The organism is Streptomyces sp. SBT349 (assembly GCF_001083795.1).
In the GTDB taxonomy this organism is placed as follows: Bacteria; Actinomycetota; Actinomycetes; order Streptomycetales; family Streptomycetaceae; genus Streptomyces.
The window spans coordinates 1-20,553 of the sequence record NZ_LAVK01000119.1 but is presented as its reverse complement, the minus strand read 5'-3'; the positions used below and the strand labels follow the sequence as shown (position 1 = coordinate 20,553).

Annotated in this window: 20 protein-coding genes; 17 read left to right on the top strand and 3 right to left on the bottom strand. The window is 73.6% G+C overall.

Annotation, left to right across the window (positions count from 1 at the left end):
* The 11 genes from ADY01_RS16640 to ADY01_RS16590 all read left to right on the top strand — a co-directional run.
* Positions 1 to 895: DUF5941 domain-containing protein (locus tag ADY01_RS16640; protein WP_049573374.1), on the top strand; the 895-nt coding region annotated here is incomplete at its 5' end.
* Positions 892 to 1,656 (top strand): sugar phosphate nucleotidyltransferase, encoded by a 765-nt coding sequence (locus ADY01_RS16635; RefSeq protein WP_049573363.1) that lies wholly within the window; start codon positions 892 to 894, stop codon positions 1,654 to 1,656. The genes ADY01_RS16640 and ADY01_RS16635, both read left to right, overlap by 4 nt.
* Positions 1,644 to 2,705 (top strand): iron-containing alcohol dehydrogenase family protein, encoded by a 1,062-nt coding sequence (locus tag ADY01_RS16630; RefSeq protein WP_049573360.1) that lies wholly within the window; start codon positions 1,644 to 1,646, stop codon positions 2,703 to 2,705. The genes ADY01_RS16635 and ADY01_RS16630 overlap by 13 nt, the downstream gene beginning before the upstream one ends.
* Positions 2,683 to 3,468, top strand: coding sequence for a CDP-alcohol phosphatidyltransferase family protein (locus ADY01_RS16625; protein WP_049573357.1), 786 nt, complete (start codon positions 2,683 to 2,685; stop codon positions 3,466 to 3,468). The genes ADY01_RS16630 and ADY01_RS16625 overlap by 23 nt, the downstream gene beginning before the upstream one ends.
* Before the next feature lie 47 nt (positions 3,469 to 3,515).
* Entirely contained in the window at positions 3,516 to 4,361 is an 846-nt protein-coding gene (locus ADY01_RS16620; RefSeq protein WP_049573371.1) for a glycosyltransferase family 2 protein, read from the top strand.
* Between the two features lie 82 nt (positions 4,362 to 4,443).
* Complete coding sequence (locus ADY01_RS16615) at positions 4,444 to 5,355, top strand: ABC transporter permease (protein ID WP_049573353.1); 912 nt, start codon at positions 4,444 to 4,446, stop codon at positions 5,353 to 5,355.
* Positions 5,348 to 6,142 carry an ABC transporter ATP-binding protein gene (locus tag ADY01_RS16610; RefSeq protein ID WP_420715718.1) on the top strand — a complete coding sequence of 265 codons (795 nt, stop codon included), beginning with the start codon at positions 5,348 to 5,350 and terminating at the stop codon, positions 6,140 to 6,142. The genes ADY01_RS16615 and ADY01_RS16610 overlap by 8 nt, the downstream gene beginning before the upstream one ends.
* A gap of 142 nt (positions 6,143 to 6,284) precedes the next feature.
* Positions 6,285 to 7,211 carry a squalene synthase HpnC gene (hpnC, locus tag ADY01_RS16605; RefSeq protein ID WP_049573366.1) on the top strand — a complete coding sequence of 309 codons (927 nt, stop codon included), beginning with the start codon at positions 6,285 to 6,287 and terminating at the stop codon, positions 7,209 to 7,211.
* Positions 7,212 to 7,221: 10 nt separating this feature from the next.
* Positions 7,222 to 8,160 carry a presqualene diphosphate synthase HpnD gene (hpnD, locus tag ADY01_RS16600; RefSeq protein WP_049573348.1) on the top strand — a complete coding sequence of 313 codons (939 nt, stop codon included), beginning with the start codon at positions 7,222 to 7,224 and terminating at the stop codon, positions 8,158 to 8,160.
* Positions 8,157 to 9,596 (top strand): hydroxysqualene dehydroxylase HpnE, encoded by a 1,440-nt coding sequence (gene hpnE / locus ADY01_RS16595; RefSeq protein ID WP_049573345.1) that lies wholly within the window; start codon positions 8,157 to 8,159, stop codon positions 9,594 to 9,596. The genes hpnD and hpnE overlap by 4 nt, the downstream gene beginning before the upstream one ends.
* Complete coding sequence (locus tag ADY01_RS16590; RefSeq protein WP_049573341.1) at positions 9,593 to 10,654, top strand: polyprenyl synthetase family protein; 1,062 nt, start codon at positions 9,593 to 9,595, stop codon at positions 10,652 to 10,654. The genes hpnE and ADY01_RS16590 overlap by 4 nt, the downstream gene beginning before the upstream one ends.
* 21 nt (positions 10,655 to 10,675) lie before the next feature.
* Here ADY01_RS16590 and ADY01_RS16585 read toward each other — a convergent pair whose 3' ends face one another.
* The 3 genes from ADY01_RS16585 to ADY01_RS16575 form a co-directional block, all read right to left on the bottom strand.
* Complete coding sequence (locus ADY01_RS16585; protein WP_049573338.1) at positions 10,676 to 11,485, bottom strand: tyrosine-protein phosphatase; 810 nt, start codon at positions 11,483 to 11,485, stop codon at positions 10,676 to 10,678.
* 144 nt (positions 11,486 to 11,629) lie between these two features.
* Entirely contained in the window at positions 11,630 to 13,024 is a 1,395-nt protein-coding gene (locus ADY01_RS16580) for a cytochrome P450 (RefSeq protein WP_049573335.1), read from the bottom strand.
* Positions 13,025 to 13,131: 107 nt separating this feature from the next.
* On the bottom strand, positions 13,132 to 13,902 hold the full coding sequence (locus tag ADY01_RS16575) for an IclR family transcriptional regulator (RefSeq protein WP_049573333.1): 771 nt from the start codon (positions 13,900 to 13,902) through the stop codon (positions 13,132 to 13,134).
* A gap of 102 nt (positions 13,903 to 14,004) precedes the next feature.
* Here ADY01_RS16575 and ADY01_RS16570 point away from each other — a divergent pair, with 102 nt between their 5' ends.
* The 6 genes from ADY01_RS16570 to ADY01_RS16545 are packed head-to-tail and all read left to right on the top strand — an operon-like array spanning position 14,005 to position 20,480.
* A complete protein-coding gene (locus ADY01_RS16570; protein WP_049573330.1) occupies positions 14,005 to 14,925 on the top strand; it encodes a 5-dehydro-4-deoxyglucarate dehydratase in 921 nt (306 codons plus the stop codon).
* Complete coding sequence (locus ADY01_RS16565; RefSeq protein WP_049573327.1) at positions 14,922 to 16,487, top strand: ABC transporter substrate-binding protein; 1,566 nt, start codon at positions 14,922 to 14,924, stop codon at positions 16,485 to 16,487. Before ADY01_RS16570 ends, ADY01_RS16565 begins: the two co-directional genes overlap by 4 nt.
* Before the next feature lie 13 nt (positions 16,488 to 16,500).
* Entirely contained in the window at positions 16,501 to 17,427 is a 927-nt protein-coding gene (locus tag ADY01_RS16560; RefSeq protein WP_049573322.1) for an ABC transporter permease, read from the top strand.
* A complete protein-coding gene (locus tag ADY01_RS16555; protein WP_049573320.1) occupies positions 17,424 to 18,413 on the top strand; it encodes an ABC transporter permease in 990 nt (329 codons plus the stop codon). Before ADY01_RS16560 ends, ADY01_RS16555 begins: the two co-directional genes overlap by 4 nt.
* Entirely contained in the window at positions 18,410 to 19,441 is a 1,032-nt protein-coding gene (locus ADY01_RS16550; protein WP_049573317.1) for an ABC transporter ATP-binding protein, read from the top strand. Before ADY01_RS16555 ends, ADY01_RS16550 begins: the two co-directional genes overlap by 4 nt.
* Entirely contained in the window at positions 19,434 to 20,480 is a 1,047-nt protein-coding gene (locus ADY01_RS16545; RefSeq protein WP_049573315.1) for an ABC transporter ATP-binding protein, read from the top strand. The genes ADY01_RS16550 and ADY01_RS16545 overlap by 8 nt, the downstream gene beginning before the upstream one ends.
* Positions 20,481 to 20,553 lie beyond the last annotated feature (73 nt).

Here is a 20,553-nt window from a genome sequence, read left to right as displayed (position 1 = left end):
CGCGGTGGCGCCGCCCGCCCCCGGCGCGGGCTCGGGCGGCGCCACCGCGCTGTCCGGGCGACTGGACCGGATCGGCTGGACGGTCTGGATCCGCCGCATGATCGTGATGCCCATCGGCGAACGCTGGGCGCTGATCGCCGTCCTCACCGCGCTGACCACCCCCCGCGTGACGTTCACCGTGCTGCTCGTCGCCACCGGGCTCGCCGCCTGCTACACCACCGCGGGCCGCCTGCTGCGCTCCCGCCGGCTGGCGGGCGGCGGCGCCGGGCCGGCGGTCGCGCTGGCCGGGCTCGCCGACAGCGGGCCGATCGCCGAGGGCGTCGCCCGCGCCAGGCCCCGCGCGGCGGGCGGCCCGTTCACCGCGCCGCTGTGGGCGCTGCTGGGCACGGCGGTCCTCCTCGGCGCCCTGCTCCCTGCCGGCGCGGCGCGCAGCTGGGCCGTCGTTCCGGCCGCCGCCGTGTACGCCGTGTGCTCCGGCCGGGCGATCGCGGCACCGCTCGTCCGCCCGTTCGACTGGCTGCTGCCCCCCCTGTTCCGCTGCGGCGAATACCTCACGGTTCTCCTGCTCGCGGCCCACAGCGGGGTGAACGGAGCCTTGCCCGCGGCTTTCTTCCTGGTGGCGGCTTGCGCCTACCATCATTACGACACGGTGTACCGCCTCCGCGGCGGCGCCGGGGCACCCCCCCGCCGGCTGGTCCTGGCCACCGGCGGACACGAGGGACGCGTCCTGGTGGTCACCGCGGCTGCCGCCCTCTGGGGGGCCGGCCAGGGCTTCACCACCGCGCTCACGGTCCTTGGAGGGGCCACGACGCTCCTGGTCCTGGGGGAGAGCATCCGCTTCTGGATCTCCTCCCAGGCACCGGCCGTACACGACGAAACAGGAGAACCCGCATGATCGGCCTCGTTCTGGCCGCCGGCGCCGGACGGCGACTTCGCCCCTACACCGACACCCTGCCCAAGGCACTGGTGCCGGTCATCTCCCCGGACGCCGAGGACAGCAGAACCGTCCTCGACCTGACCCTGGCCAACTTCGCCGAGGTCGGACTCACCGAGGCCGCCATCGTCGTCGGCTACCGCAAGGAGGCCGTGTACGAACGGAAGGCCGCGCTGGAGCGGCGCCACGGTGTCCGCCTCACCCTCGTCGAGAACGACAAGGCCGAGGAGTGGAACAACGCGTACTCGCTGTGGTGCGCCCGCGACGTCATCCGCGAGGGGGTGATCCTGGCCAACGGCGACACCGTCCACCCGCCCTCCGTCGAGAAGACCCTGCTGGCCGCCCGTTCCGCCACCCTCCCGGGCCGCGGCCGCATCGTCCTCGCCCTGGACACGGTGAAGCCGCTCGCCGACGAGGAGATGAAGGTCGTCGCCGACCCCGAGAAGGGCGTGCAGACCATCACCAAGCTGATGGACCCGGCCGACGCCACCGGCGAGTACATCGGCGTCACCCTCATCGAGCCCGAGGCGGCCGACGAGCTCGCCGACGCCCTGCGCACCACCTTCGAGCGCGACCCCCAGCTCTACTACGAGGACGGCTACCAGGAGCTCGTCCACCGCGGCTTCCGCATCGACACCGCCCCCATCGGCGATGTCAGCTGGGTCGAGATCGACAACCACGCCGACCTCACCAGGGGACGGGAGATCGCGTGCCGGTACTGACCCGCCTCATCCCGTCCCCCGTCTCGGTCGACATCACCGCCGGAGCCCTGAACAATCTGGCGGGCCTCCTGGCCGACCAGCGGATCTCCTCCTCGGGTCGCCTCGCCATGGCCATCAGCTGCGGCTCGGGCGCGGCCCTGCGGGAGCGGGTGACCCCCGCCCTGCCGGGCGCCGACTGGTTCGAGGTCGACGGCGGCACCATCGACGCCGCCGTCCAGCTGGCCGACTCCATGCGCTCCGGCCACTACGACGCGGTCGTCGGCCTCGGCGGCGGCAAGATCATCGACGTCGCCAAGTACGCCGCCGCCCGCGTCGGCCTGCCGATGGTCGCGGTGGCGACCAACCTCTCCCACGACGGCATCTGCTCCCCGGTCTCCACCCTGGACAACGACGCGGGGCGCGGCTCGTACGGGGTGCCGACCCCCATCGCGCTGGTCATCGACCTCGACGTCATCCGGCACGCGCCCGTCCGCTACGTGCGCTCCGGCATCGGCGACGCCGTCTCCAACCTCTCGGCCATCGCCGACTGGGAGCTGTCGCACCGCGAGACGGGGGAGCAGATCGACGGCCTGGCCGCGGCCATGGCCCGGCAGGCGGGCGAGGCCGTGCTGCGGCACCCGGGCGACTGCGCGGACGACGCGTTCCTCACCGTGCTCGCCGAGGCGCTGGTGCTCTCCGGGATCGCCATGTCGATCGCCGGGCACACCCGCCCCTCCTCGGGCGCCTGCCACGAGATCTCCCACGCCCTCGACCTCCTCTACCCCAAGCGCTCCGCCCCCCACGGCGAACAGGTGGGCCTCGGCGCCGCGTTCGCCATGCACCTGCGCGGGGAGCCGGACCACTGCGGGCTGATCGCCGAGGTGCTGCGGCGCCACGGACTTCCCGTGCTGCCCGACGACATCGGCTTCTCCGCCGACGAATTCGTGACGGCCGTGGCCTTCGCGCCGCGGACCAGGCCCGGCCGTTACACCATCCTCGAACACCTCGACCTGACCACCGACCAGATCAGGGACCAGTACGCGGACTATGTCAAAACCATCGGTAGCTGAACTCAGGCCGGTCGTGCACCCCGACGGGGTCAAGGACCGGCGCAGCGGTGAGCACTGGGCCGGGCGCCTGTACATGCGGGAGATCTCGCTGCGCTGGACCAGGCACCTGGTGACCAGCCGGGTCACCCCCAACCAGCTCACGTACCTGATGGTTCTCACCGGCGTCGCCGCCGGAGCGGCGCTGCTGATCCCCGGGCTCGCCGGCGCGATCGCCGGCGTCCTGCTCATCCAGCTGTACCTGCTGCTCGACTGCGTGGACGGCGAGGTGGCCAGGTGGCGCGGGCAGACGTCGATCACCGGCGTCTACCTCGACCGGGTGGGGCACTACCTGGCCGAGGCCGCGCTGCTCACCGGCTTCGGCCTGCGGGCCGCGGACGTCTTCGCCGTGGAGGAGCCCGCGCCCAACTGGCTGTGGGCCTTCCTCGGCACCCTCGCGGCACTCGGCGCGATCCTGATCAAGGCCGAGACCGACCTGGTCGACGTGGCCCGCTCCCGCGGCGGCCTGCCCGCGGTGAAGGACGAGGCGGCCACGCCGCGCTCCTCCGGCATGGCACTCGCCCGCAGGGCCGCCGCCGCGCTGAAGTTCCACCGGCTGGTCGGCGGCGTCGAGGCGTCGCTGCTGATCCTCTTCGTGGCCGTGCTCGACCTCGTCCGGGGCGACCTGTTCTTCACCCGCCTCGGAGTGGCCCTGCTCGCGGCCGTCGCCCTGGTGCAGACCCTGTTGCACCTGGTCTCCGTACTGGCATCGAGCAGGCTGAGGTGACCGTGGTGGGTACGGCACAGCTGCGGGTGGGCGCGATCATCCTGACGATGGGCGACCGTCCCGACGAACTGCGGGCGCTGCTCGACTCGGTGGCCGCGCAGGAGGGCGCGCCCATCGAGGTCGTCGTGGTCGGCAACGGTGTCGCCCTGCCCGATCTCCCGGCCGGTGTCCGCAGTCTCGAACTGCCGCGGAACCTGGGCATCCCCGCCGGCCGGAACGTGGGGATCGAGGCGTTCGGGCCCCACGGCTGCGATGCCGACGTGCTGCTGTTTCTGGACGACGACGGACTGCTTCCGGACAAAGGTACGGCCGAACTGGTTCGGTCCGCCTTCGACGCCGACCCCCAGCTCGGCATCGTCAGCTTCCGCATCAGCGACCCCGAGGACGGGTCCACGCAGCGCCGTCACGTGCCCAGGCTGCGCGCCTCCGACCCGTTGCGCTCCTCGCGGGTCACCACCTTCCTCGGCGGCGCCAACGCCGTGCGCACCCAGGTCTTCGAACAGGTCGGCGGACTGCCGGACCACTTCTTCTACGCCCACGAGGAGACGGACCTCGCCTGGCGGGCCCTGGACGCCGGCTGGTTCATCGACTACCGCGCCGACCTCGTGCTGCACCACCCGGCCACCGCCCCCTCCCGGCACGCCCTCTACCACCGCATGATCGCCAGGAACCGGGTGTGGCTCGCCCGCCGGAACCTGCCGCTCCCGCTGATCCCGGTCTACCTGCTCGACTGGCTGCTGCTCACCGTGGTGCGACGGCCCTCCCGCGCGGCGCTGAGGGCGTGGCTCGGCGGCTTCCTCGAAGGCTGGCGGACACCGTGCGGTCCCCGAAAACCCATGCGGTGGCGTACGGTATGGCGCCTGACCCGGCTCGGGCGACCTCCTGTCATCTGACGGGCGCGCGTCTGAGACGATCCAGGTGCCGCCGTCGTCGCGGCTTCTTTCCCTCTGTGCCCTGTGAGGACGAGAGTTCAAGGTGAGTGAGACCACGCACGACAGTGCGCCCCCCCGTGATGTGCCCCTGGCCGAGCTCGCGGCCCGTCACGGTCTGTCCGTCAGCGGCGCCAGGCCGTCGCTGCCGCAGTACGTGCGGCAGCTCTGGGGGCGCAGGCACTTCATAGTCGCCTTCTCCCAGGCGAAGCTGACCGCGCAGTACAGCCAGGCCAAGCTCGGCCAGGTGTGGCAGGTGGCCACCCCCCTGCTCAACGCGCTGGTCTACTTCCTGATCTTCGGCCTGCTGCTCGAGAGCCGGGGCGGCATGGGGAACGACGAGTACGTCCCGTTCCTGGTGACGGGCGTCTTCGTCTTCACCTTCACCCAGGCCTCGGTGCTGGCCGGGGTGAAGTCGATCTCGGGGAACCTGGGCCTGGTGAGGGCGCTGCACTTCCCCCGGGCCTCGCTGCCGATCTCGTTCTCCCTCCAGCAGCTCCAGCAGCTCCTCTTCTCGATGACCGTTCTGGTGATCATCGTCGTCTCCTTCGGGTACATGCCGTCGTTCACCTGGTTCCTGGTGGTGCCCGCCCTGGCGCTCCAGTTCGTCTTCAACTGCGGGCTGGCCATGATCATGGCCCGCTGGGGCAGCGGCACCCCCGACCTCGCGCAGCTCATGCCGTTCGTCCTGCGCACCTGGATGTACGCGTCGGGCGTGATGTTCCCGCTGCGGCACATGATCGAGAAGCGGGACTGGCCGGGCTGGGTCGCCGACGTCGTCTCCGCCAACCCCGCCGCGGTCTACATGGACCTGGTGCGGTACGCGCTGATCGACGGGGCCTATCGCGACACGGTCCCCGCCGCCACCGGGCTGTACGCTCTGGGCTGGGCCCTGGTCGTCGGGATCGGCGGTTTCCTGTACTTCTGGAAGGCGGAGGAGCGATACGGCCGTGGCTGAACCGAACACTCCCGCCGTCGTGGCGGACGACGGACGCACCCCGACGGTCATCGCCGACGACCTCCACATCGTCTACCGCGTGCACGGTGGCGGCGGCCGCGGCACCGCCACCGCCGCCCTGCGCCGCATGGTCCGCCGCCAGCCCAGCGGCCGGGTCCGCGAGGTCCACGCCGTCCGCGGCGTCAGCTTCGTCGCCTACCACGGCGAGGCCATCGGCCTGATCGGCACCAACGGCTCGGGCAAGTCGACCCTGCTGCGCGCCATCGCCGGGCTGCTGCCCGCCGAGCGCGGACGCGTCTACACCGAGGGCCAGCCCTCGCTCCTCGGGGTCAACGCCGCCCTGATGAACGATCTGACGGGCGAGCGGAACGTCATACTCGGCGGCCTGGCCATGGGCATGTCCCGGGAGCAAGTCAGGCAGCGGTACGACGACATCGTCGAGTTCTCGGGGATCAATGACAAGGGCGACTTCATAAGTCTGCCGATGCGCACGTACTCCTCGGGCATGGCGGCCAGGCTCAGGTTCTCCATCGCCGTGGCCAAGGATCACAACGTGCTGATGATCGACGAGGCGCTGGCCACCGGCGACAAGAAGTTCCAGAAGCGCTCCGAGGCCAGGATCCGCGAACTGCGGGCCGAGGCCGGGACGGTCTTCCTGGTCAGCCACAACAACAAGTCGATCAGGGACACCTGCGACCGCGTGCTGTGGCTGGAGAAGGGCGAACTCCTCATGGACGGCCCCACCGAGCAGGTGCTGAAGGCCTATGAGGAGGAGACCGGCAAGTAGCGGACGCGCCCCCGCTCCCGACGACGCGTCCGGGGCGGGAGTCGTCCGGCCCCGGGCACCGTTCGAGGACCTCCGGACCGATGTCGGGACTATAGGGTGAAACGGTGACCATGACGGCAAGCGTGTCCAGGGGCCGCCCGTGCTGACCGGCGGGGCGGGCCCCGCCTCCGACGCGGCGGACCCGGCCTCCTCCGCGGTGCTGGCGAAGGCCGCCCACGAGAACTTCCCGGTCGCCCCCCGCTTCCTCCCCCGCGCCTGGCGCGACGACCTGATGGCCGTCTACGGCTTCGCCCGCCTCGTCGACGACATCGGCGACGGCGACCTCGCCCCGGGCGGCGCCGACGCCGCCCTGCTGGGCATCGGCCCCGAGGCGGCCGAGGACCGGCTCGTCCTCCTGGACGCCCTGGAGGCGGACCTGCGCCGCGCCTTCGGCTCCGCCCGCGGCGGCCCCTCGCCCGGCCATCCGCTGCTGCGCGCCCTCATCCCCGCCGTCCGCAGGGGCGGGCTGACCCCCGAGCCGTTCCTCGCGCTCATCGAGGCCAACCGGCTCGACCAGCGCAAGACCCGGTACGCCACCTACGAGGAGCTGCTCGGCTACTGCGAGCTGTCCGCCAACCCGGTGGGCCGCCTCGTGCTCGCCATCACCGGCACCGCCAGCCCCGAACGCATCCGCCGCTCCGACGCGGTGTGCACCGGCCTCCAGCTCGTCGAGCACCTCCAGGACGTCGCCGAGGACCTGGCCAGGGACCGGATCTACCTGCCCGCCGACGCCATGGCCCGCTTCCTGGTCTCCGAATCCGACCTCGCCGCGCCGACCGCCAACGCCTCCGTCCGCACCCTGGTGGCCGTTCTGACCGATCGGGCACGTAGGCTGCTGGACGAGGGTGCGCCCATGCTGTCCGGCACCCCGGGGCGACTGCGGCTTCTGCTGGCCGGCTTCATCGGCGGTGGCAGAGCGGCGGCCGAGGCCATCGCCGACGCCGAGTACGACGTGCTGGCGGGGCCGCCCACCGCGTCACGGAGCGCCCTGCTCCGTGCGGTGGCCACGACACTGCGCAGAGGAACGTGACGTCGAGCCCGTGAGCACCAGCCCCCCGCCGTCCCCCGCCGTCCTCGCCGCCTACCACTACTGCGTGGTCGTCTCCTCCCAGCACGCCAGGAACTTCAGCTACGGCGCGCGTCTCATGCCCGTGCCCCAGCGGCGCGCGCTGTCCGCGCTGTACGCGTTCGCCCGCCGCGTGGACGACATCGGCGACGGGCTCCTGGACGCCGAGGTCAAGGAGACCAGGCTGAACGAGGCGAGGGCGCTGCTCGTCCGGATCAGGGACGGCGCCGTCGCCGAGGACGACACCGACCCGGTGGCCGTGGCGCTGGCCGACGCCGCCCGCAGGTACCCCATCCCGATCGAGGGCCTGGACGAGCTCATCGACGGCGTGCTGATGGACGTGCGCGGCCGGACCTACGAGACCTGGGACGATCTGCGGCTCTACTGCCGCTGCGTGGCGGGCGCGATCGGCCGGCTCTCGCTCGGCGTCTTCGGGGTCCTGCCCGGCGCGCGCGACGCCGCCCGCGCCCCCGAGTACGCCGACACCCTGGGGCTCGCGCTCCAGCTCACCAACATCCTCCGCGACATCCGCGAGGACGCCGCCAACGGCCGGGTCTACCTGCCCGCCGAGGACCTGCGGAAGTTCGGCTGCCCGGAGGACACCGGCATCGCCGAGCCGGGCGCCGACGCGGACTTCGCCGGCCTCGTCCGCTTCCAGGAGCGGCGGGCCCGCGAGCTGTTCGCCGAGGGATTCCGGCTGCTGCCCATGCTCGACCGCCGCTCCGGCGCCTGCGTCGCCGCGATGGCCGGCATCTACCACCGCCTGCTCGACCGGATCGCCGCGGACCCGGCCGCCGTGCTCCGCGGGCGCCTGAGCCTGCCCGGTCGGCAGAAGGCACTGGTCGCCGTCCGTGGCCTGACCGGGCTCGAAGCCCGCAGGACCGCGCGGACCGCCCGGCGCGAGCGGCCGTGAGGGCCCGGGGCGCCGGGGCGGGGACGGTCGTCGTCGGCGGTGGCCTCGCCGGGGTCACCGCCGCGCTCGCGCTCGCCGACCGCGGCGCCCGCGTCACGCTCGTCGAGGCCAGGCCCCGGCTCGGCGGCCTGGCCTTCTCCTTCCACCGGGACTCGCCCGTGGGCGGGCTGACCGTCGACAACGGGCAGCACGTCTATCTGCGCTGCTGTGCCGCCTACCGCGGCTTCCTGCGCCGCGTCGGCGCCACCGCCCTCGCCCCGGTGCAGCGCCGCCTCGACGTGCCGGTCCTCGACGCCGGGCGCCGCCGCGTGGGGCGCCTGCGCCGCAACGGGCTGCCCGCGCCCCTGCACCTGGCCGCCAGCCTGGCCCGTTACCCCCACCTCTCGCCCGGGGAGCGAGCCGCCGCCGCGCGGGCCACCCTCGCCCTGCGCCACCTGGACCCGGCCGACCCGGCGCTGGACGAGGTCGACTTCGCGACCTGGCTGCGCCGGCAGGGGCAGAGCGACCGCGCCGTGGCCGCCCTGTGGGACCTGATCGGCGTCGCCACGCTCAACGCCCGCGCCCCCGACGTCTCGCTGGCGCTGGCCGCCATGGTCTTCCGCACCGGCCTGCTCACGGAACCGGGCGCCGCCGACATCGGGGTCCCCGCGGTGCCGCTCGGCGAGCTGCACGACACCCGTGCCCGCGCCGCCCTCGACCGGGCGGGCGTCACCACCCTCCTCGCAGCCAAGGCCCGCGCGCTGCGGCGCACGGACCCCGGCCCGGACGCGGCCGGGGGCGAGGGCGGCGGCTGGCGCGTGGACGTGAGCGTCAGGGGCGAACGCCGGGAGCTGGCCGCCGACGCGGTCGTCCTGGCCGTGCCGCACGACGCGGCGCACGGACTGCTGCCGCCGGGCGCGCTGGCCGACCCCGGCAGGCTGGCGAGGATCACCACCGCGCCGATCCTGAACGTCCACGTGGTCTACGACCGCCGGGTGCTGCCCGTGCCCTTCGCCGCCGTCCTGGGCAGCCCCGTGCAATGGGTGTTCGACCGCACCGGCTCGTCCGGCCTGTCCGCCGCCACCGCGGGGTCGGCCGGGCAGTACCTGGCGCTGTCCCAGTCCGCGGCCGGGGAGGAGATCGACCTCCCCGCCCGGGTGCTGCGCGAGCGGTATCTGCCGGAGCTGGCCAGGCTCCTTCCCCGCGCGGCGGACGCACGGGTGCGCGACTTCTTCGTCACCAGGGAACGCTCCGCCACCTTCGCGCCCGTGCCCGGCGTCGGGCGGCTGCGGCCCGGGGCCCGGACCCGGGCCCCGGGCCTGTACCTGGCCGGCGCGTGGACCGCCACCGGGTGGCCTGCGACCATGGAGGGCGCGGTGCGCAGCGGACTCGCCGCCGCCAGGGCGGTGGCGCCGGGACGCGGGCTCCGCCCGGAACGGACTGAGGAGAGTGTGTGAACCAGGCTGACACTTCGACCGGTGGCGCCGTATCGGCGCTCCTGGAGCGCTGCCGGACGCTCTCCGTGCCGGCCCTGCGCGCCGCGGTCGGCCGCCTGGCGCCGCCGATGAACACGGTCGCCGCGTACCACTTCGGGTGGATCGACGCCGACGGCAGACCGTCGGACAGCGACAGCGGCAAGGCCATCAGGCCCGCCCTGGCGCTGCTGTCGGCCGAGGCCGCGGGCGCGGCGCCCGAGACCGGCGTGCCGGGGGCCGTGGCGGTGGAGCTGGTGCACAACTTCTCGCTGCTGCACGACGACCTGATGGACGGCGACGAGCAGCGCAGGCACCGGGACACCGTCTGGAAGGTGCACGGTCCCGGCGCCGCGATCCTGGTCGGCGACGCGCTGTTCGCCGTGGCCAACGAGGTCATCCTCGACGCCCCGTCCCCGCGGGCGCCCGACGCGGCCCGCCGCCTGGCCGCCGCGAGCCGCAAGCTGGTCGACGGGCAGGCCCAGGACATCACGTTCGAGCACCAGGAGCGGGTGACGGTCGCGCAGTGCCTGGAGATGGAGGGCAACAAGACCGCCGCGCTGCTGGCCTGTGCCGCCTCCATCGGGGCCGTGCTGGGCGACGCGGACGACGCGCTGGCCGACGCGCTCGACGTCTACGGCCACCACCTGGGGCTCGCGTTCCAGGCCGTGGACGACCTGCTCGGCATCTGGGGGGACTCGCGCTCGACCGGCAAGCTGACCTGGAGCGACCTGCGGCGGCGGAAGAAGTCGCTGCCCGTGGTCGCCGCCCTGGCCGCCGAGGGGCTCGCCGCCGAGCGGCTGACCACGCTGATGACCGGCGACGCCAAGAAGACCCAGCAGGAGATCGAGGACTTCGACGAGGCCGAGTTCGCCACGCGGGCCGCGCTGATCGACGAGGCCGGCGGCCGGGCGTGGACCGAGGCCGAGGCCAGGCGCCAGTACGACATGGCGGTGGCCGCGCTGGACCGCGCGCCGATGCCGGTCGACGTCCGCGAGCGGCTGGAAGCGCTGGCCGACTTCGTGGTGATCCGGCAGAAGTAGAAGGAGCGGTGCGGGCCCGGCTCAGCGGTCGGTGAGCATCCCGGCGCGCAGCCGGTCGCGGTCGTCCGGGGTCAGGCCCAGGGCATCGGCGAGGTAGCGGTCGGTGGATCCCCACACCTCGTCGATCCGGTCGAACGCGGCCCCGAGGTACTCGGCGCGCGCGTCGAATATCGGCGAGAGCAGCCGCGTGATCTCGTCGGGCACGGCGCGCTCCCAGCCCTCGGCGCCCGCGTCGCGCCGCACGGGGTAGCGCCGGTGCGGCGCGTTGGACTTGAGGTAGTCCTCCAGGACGGCCTCGCGCTCGACGCCGAGCGCCAGCAGGATCACGGCGACGGTGAGACCGGCGCGGTCCTTGCCCGCCGAGCAGTGCAGCAGCGCGGGCAGGCTGCCCCCGACCAGGGCGGCGAGCACCCGGCCGTGCTCGACGGTCCTGGTGTCCACCATCCCGCGGTACATGGCGACCATGCGGGCGGGGCCCTTGCCGCCGGTCAGCTCGGCGCGCAGCTCGGGCAGGCTCCCCTCGCGCACCAGCTCCCAGAACGCGGCGCCGTCGGTCGGGTCGGACAGCGGGAGGCTGACGTTCCGCACGCCGGGGAGCGTGACGTCGGGGCCCTCGAGCGCGTGGTCGGCCGCGTTCCTGAAGTCGAACACCGTGTGCAGTCCGAGCCCTTCGAGGAACGCCCGGTCCTCCGCCGTGGCGTCGGCCAGGTGGCCGCTGCGGAAGAGCAGACCGTGCCGTACCTGCCGGCCACCGGTGCTCGGCAGGCCGCCGAGGTCACGCAGGTTGCGCACTCCGGTGAGCGAGGGCTCGTCGGTCCGCTGCTGTGTCACGGGCTCTCCTTCGGTCGCTGGGCGGGTCCGGGCCGACCCTAAGGCATGAGGGAAGGCCCGCGCTCCGGTCACACGGGGCGCGCGGGTGCGGCGGGGTCGCGGCCCCGCTCGGCCGGACCCGGGACCCATCCGCCCGGACGGTCGCTAACGGCGGGAGAGGGTCAGGGCGAAGCCCTCGGGCATGAGCGTCAGCCGCTCGGAGACCCGCAGGTGGTAGCCCGGATCGTCGTGCAGCCGGTACCTGCGCAGCAGGAGGCCGAGCACCAGCGTCGCCTCGTGGAGCGCGAACTGCCTGCCGATGCAGGCGCGTTCACCCGTGCCGAACGGCTTGTACACATGCGCCGGTCGGGCGCGCACCCGCTCGGGCAGGAACCGGTCGGGGTCGAACGCGTCCGGCTCGGGTCCCCAGACGGGGTCGCGGTGGAGGGCGGGGAGGAGCACCAGCGCCCAGGCGCCGGCCCGCATGGGGTGGCGCCCCGCCAGGACGGTGTCGTGGCGGGCGGCCCGCGCGATGGCGGGCGCCGTCGGCCACAGCCGCAGCGACTCGTCCAGCACGCGGCGCACATACCGCGCCTTGCCGACCTGCTCGTACGCGGGCGCGCCCGGTCCCTCCCACACCCGGTCCACCTCCTCCCTGGCGCGGGCCAGGGCCGCGGGGTGGCGGGCGAGGTGGTGGAGCGCGAACGACAGGGCGCCGGACGTCGTCTCGTGGCCCGCGACGAGGAAGGTGAGGATCTGGTTGCGGATGTTCGCCGGGTCCAGGCGCTCCCCGGTGGACGGCTGGGCGCTGTTGAGCATCAGGCCCAGCAGGTCGTCGGTGCCGGTGTCGCCCGAGGAGGTCCGTTCGGCGACCACGGCGTCCACCACGCCCCGCAGGTAGGCCAGGGGCGCGGCGGCGCGGCGCTCCGCGGCGCGGGCGACGGCGCGGCCGACCAGGGGGAGGGCGACGCGGCGGGCCTGGGCGCTGCGCAGGGTGGCGATCATCGCCGTGACGAACGGGTGCGGCTCCTCGCGTTCGAAGGAGCCGAAGTCGTGGCCGAAGCCGGCCCGCGCGATGGTCTCCAGCGTCAGCTTCGTCATGTCGCCGGTGACGTCCACGGCGGTGCCCGCGGCGGCGTGGCGGTCCCAGACGTCGGTCAGTCGCTCGGCCTGGGCGACCATGACCGGGTGGTAGCGCCGCATCGCCTCGCGGGTGAAGCCGGGCGCCAGGATGTCGTGCGCCCGCCGCCAGTTGGGCTCGTGGCCGTACGCGGTGAACAGCGCGTCCCCGGCGACGCTCCGCAGGTTCCGTACGGCCATCACCACGTGCTTGGCGAAGCGGCTCTCGTCCATCAGGTCCACGGCGAGCTCGGCGCCGGAGACGAAGACGAGCTCGTGCCCGAACAGCCTGCGGTGGTAGATCGGGCCGAGCTCGCGGGCCAGCGCCACGGAGCCCTGGAGCGGCGTCGCGGGCGAGACGCTGAGCACGTCGCCCACCAGCGGGAGGCGGCGCCTCGGGTGCGGGATGCGCGCGATCTCGGGCCAGAGCGCGGTCGCCATGGCGGGCCTCCTCGGGTCGGCCGGACACGCGGGGTGGTCGGTCACCACCTTTGAGTCACACTCGCGTGCGTGTCAAGCGGCGGCCGATCCGGACGGCCGTTCGCCGTTCAGCCCTCGATCTTCCGGCGGGCGTCCCGGAGCGCGTCGAGGATGGCCGTCTCGCGCGGGGGGTCCAGGCGGACGATGGGAATCGAGCAGCTCAGCGCCTCGTTCACCGCCCCGTCGAAGCGCAGGGGGACGGCGAAGCAGCGCAGGCCCAGGGTCGACTCCTGCTCGTCCACGGAGGAGCCGCGCCGCGCGACCGCGGCCAACTCCTCGCGCAGCCGCGGCCGGGTGGTGATCGTGTTGCCGGTGCGGGCGGTCAACGTGCCGGGCAGGAGGGCGTCGACCTGCTCCCAGGGCCGGTGGGCGAGGATCGCCTTGCCCAGACCGGTGGCCCAGCACGGCAGCCGGCGGCCCGGCTTGGAGAGCACGGCGAGGGAGTGCCGGGACGGCAGGCTCGCCAGGTAGACGATCTCGTGGCCGTCGAGGCGGGCGAGGTGGATCGTCTCGCCCAGCAGGGCGGACAGCTCGTTCATCACCGGCTGCGCCCGGCGCACCACGTCGTCGTGCTCGACGTAGGACGCTCCCGCGCGCAGCGCCCTGATGCCGAGGCGGAAGCCCGCGCCCCCGCCGTCCTGATCCACCCAGCCGGTGCGCAGGAGCGTGATCAGCAGGGCGTAGGCGCTGGCCCGCGGAATGCCCAGGTCCCGGGTGACATCCCGCAGCGAACAGGATGATTCCGCCGCGCTCAGATATTCGAGCAACGCGATGGTCCGCTCCGCCGACTTCACGCTGCGCACCCCGCCCGCGTCCAGTGGCCCGTCCGTCTCGCCCACGTGCTTTCTCCTCACGATCTCTTGACGGGTCGACCCGGGCAGCACTTTACTCCCGTCTACAAGGATAGACAGCGTCTTCATATGTAGACAAGAGGCTCCATCGTGTCGCCACATCCCCCGCCGGCCCACCCGCTCAGCGGGCTGCTCGGCTTCCCCGTCACACCGTTCCGGCAGGACGGCGAGCTGGACCTGCCGCGCTTCGAGCGGCACCTCACGGAGATGCTCGACGCCAGGCCCACGGCGCTCTTCGTCGCCTGCGGAACGGGCGAGTTCGCCTCACTGACCCTCGCCGAGCACCGCGCCCTCGTGCGCGCCGCCGTGACCCACCTCGGCGACGAGGTGCCCGTCTACGCCGGTGTCGGAGGCGGCACCAGGGTCGCCATCGAGTTCGCCCGGGAGGCCGAGGCCGGCGGCGCCGACGGGATACTCGTCCTGCCGCCGTACCTCCAGGAGGGGCCGCCCGCCGGACTGGTCGCCCACTACCGGCAGATCGCCGCGGCCACGGACCTGGCCCTGGTCCCCTACCAGCGCGCGAACGCCGTCTTCACGCCCGAGGCGGTCGGTGAACTCGCCGGTCTCGACCAGGTCGTGGCCTTCAAGGACGGCCACGGCGACATCGAGCTGCTCCAGCGCATCCGCACGGCGACCGGCGGCGAGCTGCCGCTGCTCAACGGCATGCCGACCGCCGAGACCTACGCCCGCGCCTACGCCGCCGTCGGGGCGCGCGCCTACTCCTCGGCCACCCTCGCCTTCGCCCCGGCGATCGCCCGCGCCTTCTACGACGCGTTCGAGCGCGGCGACGACGCCGCGCAGCAGGTCCTGCTGCGGGAGTTCTACGTCCCCCTGACCCGGCTGCGCCGCACCACGCGCGGGTACGCCGTCTCGCTGGTCAAGGCCGGGCTCGACGTCCAGGGCCGGTCGGCGGGCCCGGTGCGGCCCCCGCTCGTGGACCCCTCGCCCGAACACCGGGCCGAACTCGCGGCGTTGATCGAACGCGGCCACGCGGCCCTGGGGGAACGATGACCTCCTCCCTCCGCCCGCCGGGCCCTCCCGGCCGGCCGGGCCGCAGGGCCGCCGCGCTGCTGGGGGCGGGTGCGATGCTGCTGACCGGCGGCTGCACGGTCGCCAACTCCGGCACCTCCGCCGGCGCGGACACGGTCCAGATCGTGCTGCCCGAGGAGCCGCCGACCCTGGAGCCGTGCGACGCCTCGCTCACCGCCACCGGCCGGGTCACCCGTTCCAACATCACGGAACCCCTGACCGAGCGCGTCCCCGAGACCGGCGAGCTGGAGCCGAAGCTCGCCACCGAGTGGGCCCAGACCTCCCCGACCACCTGGCGGTTCACCCTCCGCGAGGACGCCGTCTTCCACGACGGCACCGCCTTCGACGCCGAGGACGCGGCCTTCTCCGTCGACCGGACCGTCAACTCCGACATCGGCTGCAACGTCGACGGCTACGTCTTCGGCGACAGCGAGATCGTCGCGACCGCCGTCGACGCGGCCACGCTGGAGGTCACCACCCCGGAACCGGACCCGATCCTCCCGCTGCGCATCTCCTTCGTGGAGATGGTGCCGACGACCACCGACGCGAACGCCAAGGTCCGCGAGCCGATCGGCACCGGGCCCTACCGCGTGGACACCTGGAACCAGGGCATCAACCTGCGCCTGGCCCGTTTCGACGACTACTGGGGCGAGGCGCCCGAGTACCCCGCCGCCCTCTACACCTGGCGCGCGGAGGGCAGCATCAGGGCCGCCATGGTGACCAGCGGCGAGGCCGACATCGCCGTGGGCCTGGCCCCGGCGGACGGGGCGGGGGACACCGCCGTCGAGTATCCGAACAGCGAGACCTCCTACCTGCGGATCGGCGCCGACGAGCCGCCGCTGGACGACATCAGGGTCCGCCGGGCCATCAACTACGCGATCGACCGCGAGGGCCTGGTCGCCTCGGTCTTCGCCGGCCTGGGCCAGCCCGCGGGCCAGGTCGTGCCCGAGGGCGTCACCGGCCACAACCCGGACATCGACGCCTGGCCGTACGACATGGAACGGGCCAGGTCGCTCATCGACGAGGCACGGGCCGACGGCGTGCCCGTCGGCAACACGGTCACGATCATCGGCCGCAACGGCATCTACCCCAAGGCCGCCGAGGCGATGGAAGTGGTGCAGAACGGGCTCCTGGAGGCAGGTCTCGACGTGGAGATCCAGATGCTGGACGTGAACGCCTGGATGGAATACCTGCTGCGGCCCTTCCCCGAGGACATCGGCCCCACCCTGCTCCAGGCGCAGCACGGCAACCAGGCCGGTGACGCCGCGTTCACCATGGAGCAGGTCTACGGCAGCGAGGGCGCGCAGAGCAGCTACGGCACCCCCGAGCTGGACGAGATGATCCACCGGGCGCAACTGGCCTCGGGGGCCGAACGGGACACCGCCTTCGCCGGGGCCCTGGCGTATCAGAACGACGAGGTCGTGCGGGACGCCGTCCTGGCCCACATGACCGGGATCATCTCCCTCTCGCCGAACGTGACGTACGAGCCGAACTCGGCGAGCGGCGACGAGATGCACCTGGCCGCGATACACCGGGCCGAGTGAAAGGCGCGACACCATGCTCATCTTCCTGCGCAACCGGGTGCTCTCCAGCGCCGTTCCGCTGCTGGTCGTGGTCCTCGGCGTGTTCTTCCTGGCCCGCCTCACCGGCGACCCGGCCAACCTCTACCTGCCGCTCAGCGCCACCCCCGAGATGCGCGAGGCGTTCTCCGCGCAGCACGGCTTCGACGACCCGCTGTTCGCGCAGTTCGGCGACTACCTGCGGCAGGTGGTCCAGTTCGACTTCGGCGAGTCGCTGCGCACCGCGCAGCCCGCGGCCGAGGCCGTCCTGCGGGCGTTCCCCGCCACGCTCCAGCTCGCCGGGGCGACCATGCTCCTGGCGATCGCCGGCGCGGTGGTCGTCGGCAGCCTCGCCGCCTACCGGCCCAACTCCCCGGCCGACCGCGTCGCGAGCTTCCTGTCCGCCACCGCCGCCAGCACCCCCGACTTCTGGTTCGCGATCATGGGCGTGCTGATCTTCGCGGTCCAGCTCGACTGGCTGCCCACCTCGGGCACCGCGGGCGCGGCGGCCTGGGTGCTGCCCGTGACCACGCTGCTCATCAGGCCGTTCGGCGTCCTCGTCCAGGTGGTGCGCGGCGCGATGGTCTCCGCCCTGTCCGCGCCCTACATCAAGGTCGCCCGCGCCAAGGGGGCCGGCGAGCGGCGCGTGATCTTCAAGCACGCGCTGCGCAACGCCGCGGCGCCGGCCCTCACCGTCGCCGGAGACCTCACCGTGGGCCTGGTCAACGGCGCCGTCGTCGTGGAGACCATCTTCGGCTGGCCCGGCATCGGCAAGCTGATGATCGACTCCATCCTCCAGCGCGACTTCGCGGTGCTCCAGGCGGCCGTCCTGCTCACGGCGCTGACGATCTTCGCGCTGAACATCCTCATCGACATCGGCTACGCGCTCCTCGACGCGCGCGTCAGGCAGGGGGCGATGGCATGACCACCGACCGGACCACCGACCCGATCACCGACCCGATCACCGATCCGATCACCGATCCGGCCGCCACCTCGCGCCGCGCCGGGATGCTGTCCCTGCTGGCCAGGGACCGGATGGCCTCGGCGGCGGCCACGGTGCTGGTGCTCGTCGCGCTCTGCGCCGCCCTGGGGCCCCTTCTGCTGGGTGACCTGGCCCGCGAGCAGAACCTCCGCGCCGTCAACCAGCCGCCGTTCCACACGGACGCGGGCTGGCAGTTCGTTCTCGGCAGCGACTCGCTGGGGCGCAGCGTCCTGGCGAGGCTGGCCGTCGCCGCCGGCACGACCTTCTCGGTGGCCGTCCCCGCGGTCCTGCTGTCGCTGCTGATCGGCTCGGCGTGGGGTATGTGGGCGGGCTTCCACCGCGGCTGGCGGGAGAACGTCTCGATGCGCGTCGCCGACGTCATCCTCAGCTTCCCCTCGCTGCTGCTCGCCGTGGTGGTGCTGTACGTCTTCGACCCCAGCGCCGCGAACATCGTCGCCGTCCTGGCGATCGCCAGGATCCCCGTCTACCTGCGCACCGCGCGGGCGGAGGCCGCCGAACTGCGCGGCCGCCTGTTCGTCGACGCCGCCCGCACCTTCGGCACCCGCGACTGGACGACCATCAGACGGCATGTCGCGCCGATCGTGCTGCCCACGCTGCTCACCGTGGCCGCCGTGGACTTCTGCTTCGTCATGCTCACCGAGTCCTCGCTGAGCTTCCTCGGCATCGGCATCCAGCCGCCCGACGTCTCCTGGGGCCTGATGGTGGCCCAGGGCCGCCAGGAGTTGCGGGACGCCTGGTGGATCGCGGTCTTCCCCGGCCTGGCCATCATCCTCACGACCGTCTCGGCGACCGTCCTCGCCGGCTGGGCCCGGATCGCGGGCGACCCGGCGCAGCGCTGGAGGCTGACCGTGCCCCGGCACAGGCGACGCGAACTCAAGGCCCGCGGCAGCGGAAAGGGGCTGGCATGAAGAAGGACGACAGCGGCGCCGGCGCGGCGGTCGCCGAACCGGCGGCCCGGGACCGGATCGCCATGGAGGTCACCGGCCTCTGCGTGGAGGTCCGCACGGCACAGGGACCGGTGCGCGTGGTGCGCGACGTCGGGTTCTCCGTCCGCCCCGGCCAGACCCTCGCCCTCCTCGGCGAGTCCGGGTGCGGCAAGAGCATGACCGCGCAGGCCATCGCCGGACTGCTCGACCCGGTCGCCGAGACCGTGGGCGGGCGCGTCCTCCTCGACGGCCGGGACGTGCTGACGCTGCCCCCGCGTGAACGCCGCCGGCTGGCGGGCCCCGGCCTCGCCGTGGTCTTCCAGGACGCGCTGACGGCTCTGAACCCCGTCTACACGGTGGGTTCGCAGCTCGCGGAGCCGTTCCGCATCCACCAGCGCCTCTCCCGGCGCGCCGCCGCGGAGAAGGCCGTCGAGCTGATGGAACGCGTCGGCATCCCCGAGCCGCGCTCCCGCGCCAAGGGCTATCCGCACCAGTTCTCCGGCGGCATGCGGCAGCGGCTGCTGATCGCGATGGCCGTCGCGCTGCGGCCCACGGTGCTGCTGGCCGACGAGCCCACCACCGCGCTCGACGTCACCGTGCAGGCCCAGATCATGGAGCTCCTCGCGGAGCTGCGCAGCGAGACCGGGATGGCGCTCGTCCTCATCACCCACGACCTGGCCGTGGTCGCCGAGCAGGCCGAGGAGGTGGCCGTGATGTACGCGGGCTCCATCGTCGAGTCGGGGCCCGTGGCCGAGGTCTTCTCGCGTCCGCGGCACCCCTATACCCGGGGCCTGCTGAACTCGGTGCCCGCCGAGCGCCCCCGGGGGACCAGGCTGCTGTCCATCGAGGGCAGCCCGCCGCGGCCGGCCGCGGTGCCCTCCGGCTGCGCGTTCCGCGCCCGCTGCCCGATGGCACGCGACCGCTGCGCCACCGACCCGCCGCCCCTGGAGACCACCGGGCCGGGGCGCGCCTCGGCCTGTCACTACTGGAAGGAGCTCGCCGATGCCTGAGCCCGTGGAGTCGAAGGAGGCCCCGCTGCTCCAGGCGCGCGGCCTGACCAAGAGCTTCCGGGTCCCGCGCAGCGCGTCGGGCTCCACCCGCCTCCAGGCCCTGGACGGGGTGGACCTCACCGTCCGGCGCGGGGAGACGCTCGGCCTGGTGGGCGAGTCGGGGTGCGGGAAGTCCACCCTGGCCCGGGTGCTGCTGATGCTGGAACGCCCGGACGCGGGCACCGTGCGCTTCGACGGGGTGGACCCGTTCACCCTGGGCGGCAAGCGGCTGCTGGCCTGGCGGCGCCGGGTGCAGATGGTCTTCCAAGACCCGTTCGCCTCGCTGAACCCACGGCTGAACGCGGCCGCCCTGATCGCCGAGCCGTGGCTCTCGCACCCCGACCTGGTGCCGCGCCGGGAGCGCGAGCGGCGGGTCCGCGAGCTGCTGGAGATGGTCGGCCTGCGCGCGAGCGACGCCGAGCGCCACCCCCAGGAGTTCTCCGGCGGCCAGCGCCAGCGCGTCGGGATCGCCCGGGCACTGGCGCTGAAGCCGGACGTGATCGTGTGCGACGAACCGGTCTCCGCGCTCGACCTCTCCGTGCAGGCCCAGGTGCTCAACCTGCTCACCGAACTCCAGGCCGAGCTCGGCATGACGTACGTGTTCATCTCGCACGACCTGTCGGTGGTCCGGCACGTCGCCGACCGGGTGGCGGTCATGTACCTGGGCCGGGTGGTGGAGTCGGGATCCGCCGAGGAGGTCTTCACCTCCGCCCGGCACCCGTACACCGCCTCGCTGCTGTCGGCGGCACCCCGGCTGGCCGCGGCGGGCGAGGAGGCGCCCCGGAAGCGGATCGTGCTGTCGGGGGAGGTGCCCTCGCCGGTCGACCCGCCCTCCGGCTGCCACTTCAGGACCCGCTGCTGGCGGGCCGAGGACGTGTGCGCCGAGGTGGTGCCCGCCGCCGAGGCCGCCCCGGGCGCCGAGGCCGCACCGGACCGGGCCGGGCACCTGGCCGCGTGCCACCTGCCGCTGGAGGTGACCCCGGCCGCCCCCGCCCGCTGAGGAGACCTGCCGGGACCCGCCGGGGACCGCCGACCCCGCCCCGCGTCATCAGCGCTCGGGGGGGGGGGCGGGG

Excerpts from the sequence above, each read along its gene's own strand:
- ADY01_RS16555 (WP_049573320.1), top strand. The coding sequence starts at position 17,424 with ATGACCACCGACCGGACCACCGACCCGATCACCGACCCGATCACCGAT.
- ADY01_RS16545 (WP_049573315.1), top strand. The coding sequence starts at position 19,434 with ATGCCTGAGCCCGTGGAGTCGAAGGAGGCCCCGCTGCTCCAGGCGCGC.
- ADY01_RS16625 (WP_049573357.1), top strand. The coding sequence starts at position 2,683 with ATGTCAAAACCATCGGTAGCTGAACTCAGGCCGGTCGTGCACCCCGAC.
- ADY01_RS16635 (WP_049573363.1), top strand. The coding sequence starts at position 892 with ATGATCGGCCTCGTTCTGGCCGCCGGCGCCGGACGGCGACTTCGCCCC.
- ADY01_RS16550 (WP_049573317.1), top strand. The coding sequence starts at position 18,410 with ATGAAGAAGGACGACAGCGGCGCCGGCGCGGCGGTCGCCGAACCGGCG.
- ADY01_RS16620 (WP_049573371.1), top strand. The coding sequence starts at position 3,516 with ATGGGCGACCGTCCCGACGAACTGCGGGCGCTGCTCGACTCGGTGGCC.
- ADY01_RS16565 (WP_049573327.1), top strand. The coding sequence starts at position 14,922 with ATGACCTCCTCCCTCCGCCCGCCGGGCCCTCCCGGCCGGCCGGGCCGC.
- ADY01_RS16560 (WP_049573322.1), top strand. The coding sequence starts at position 16,501 with ATGCTCATCTTCCTGCGCAACCGGGTGCTCTCCAGCGCCGTTCCGCTG.
- ADY01_RS16580 (WP_049573335.1), bottom strand. The coding sequence starts at position 13,024 with ATGGCGACCGCGCTCTGGCCCGAGATCGCGCGCATCCCGCACCCGAGG.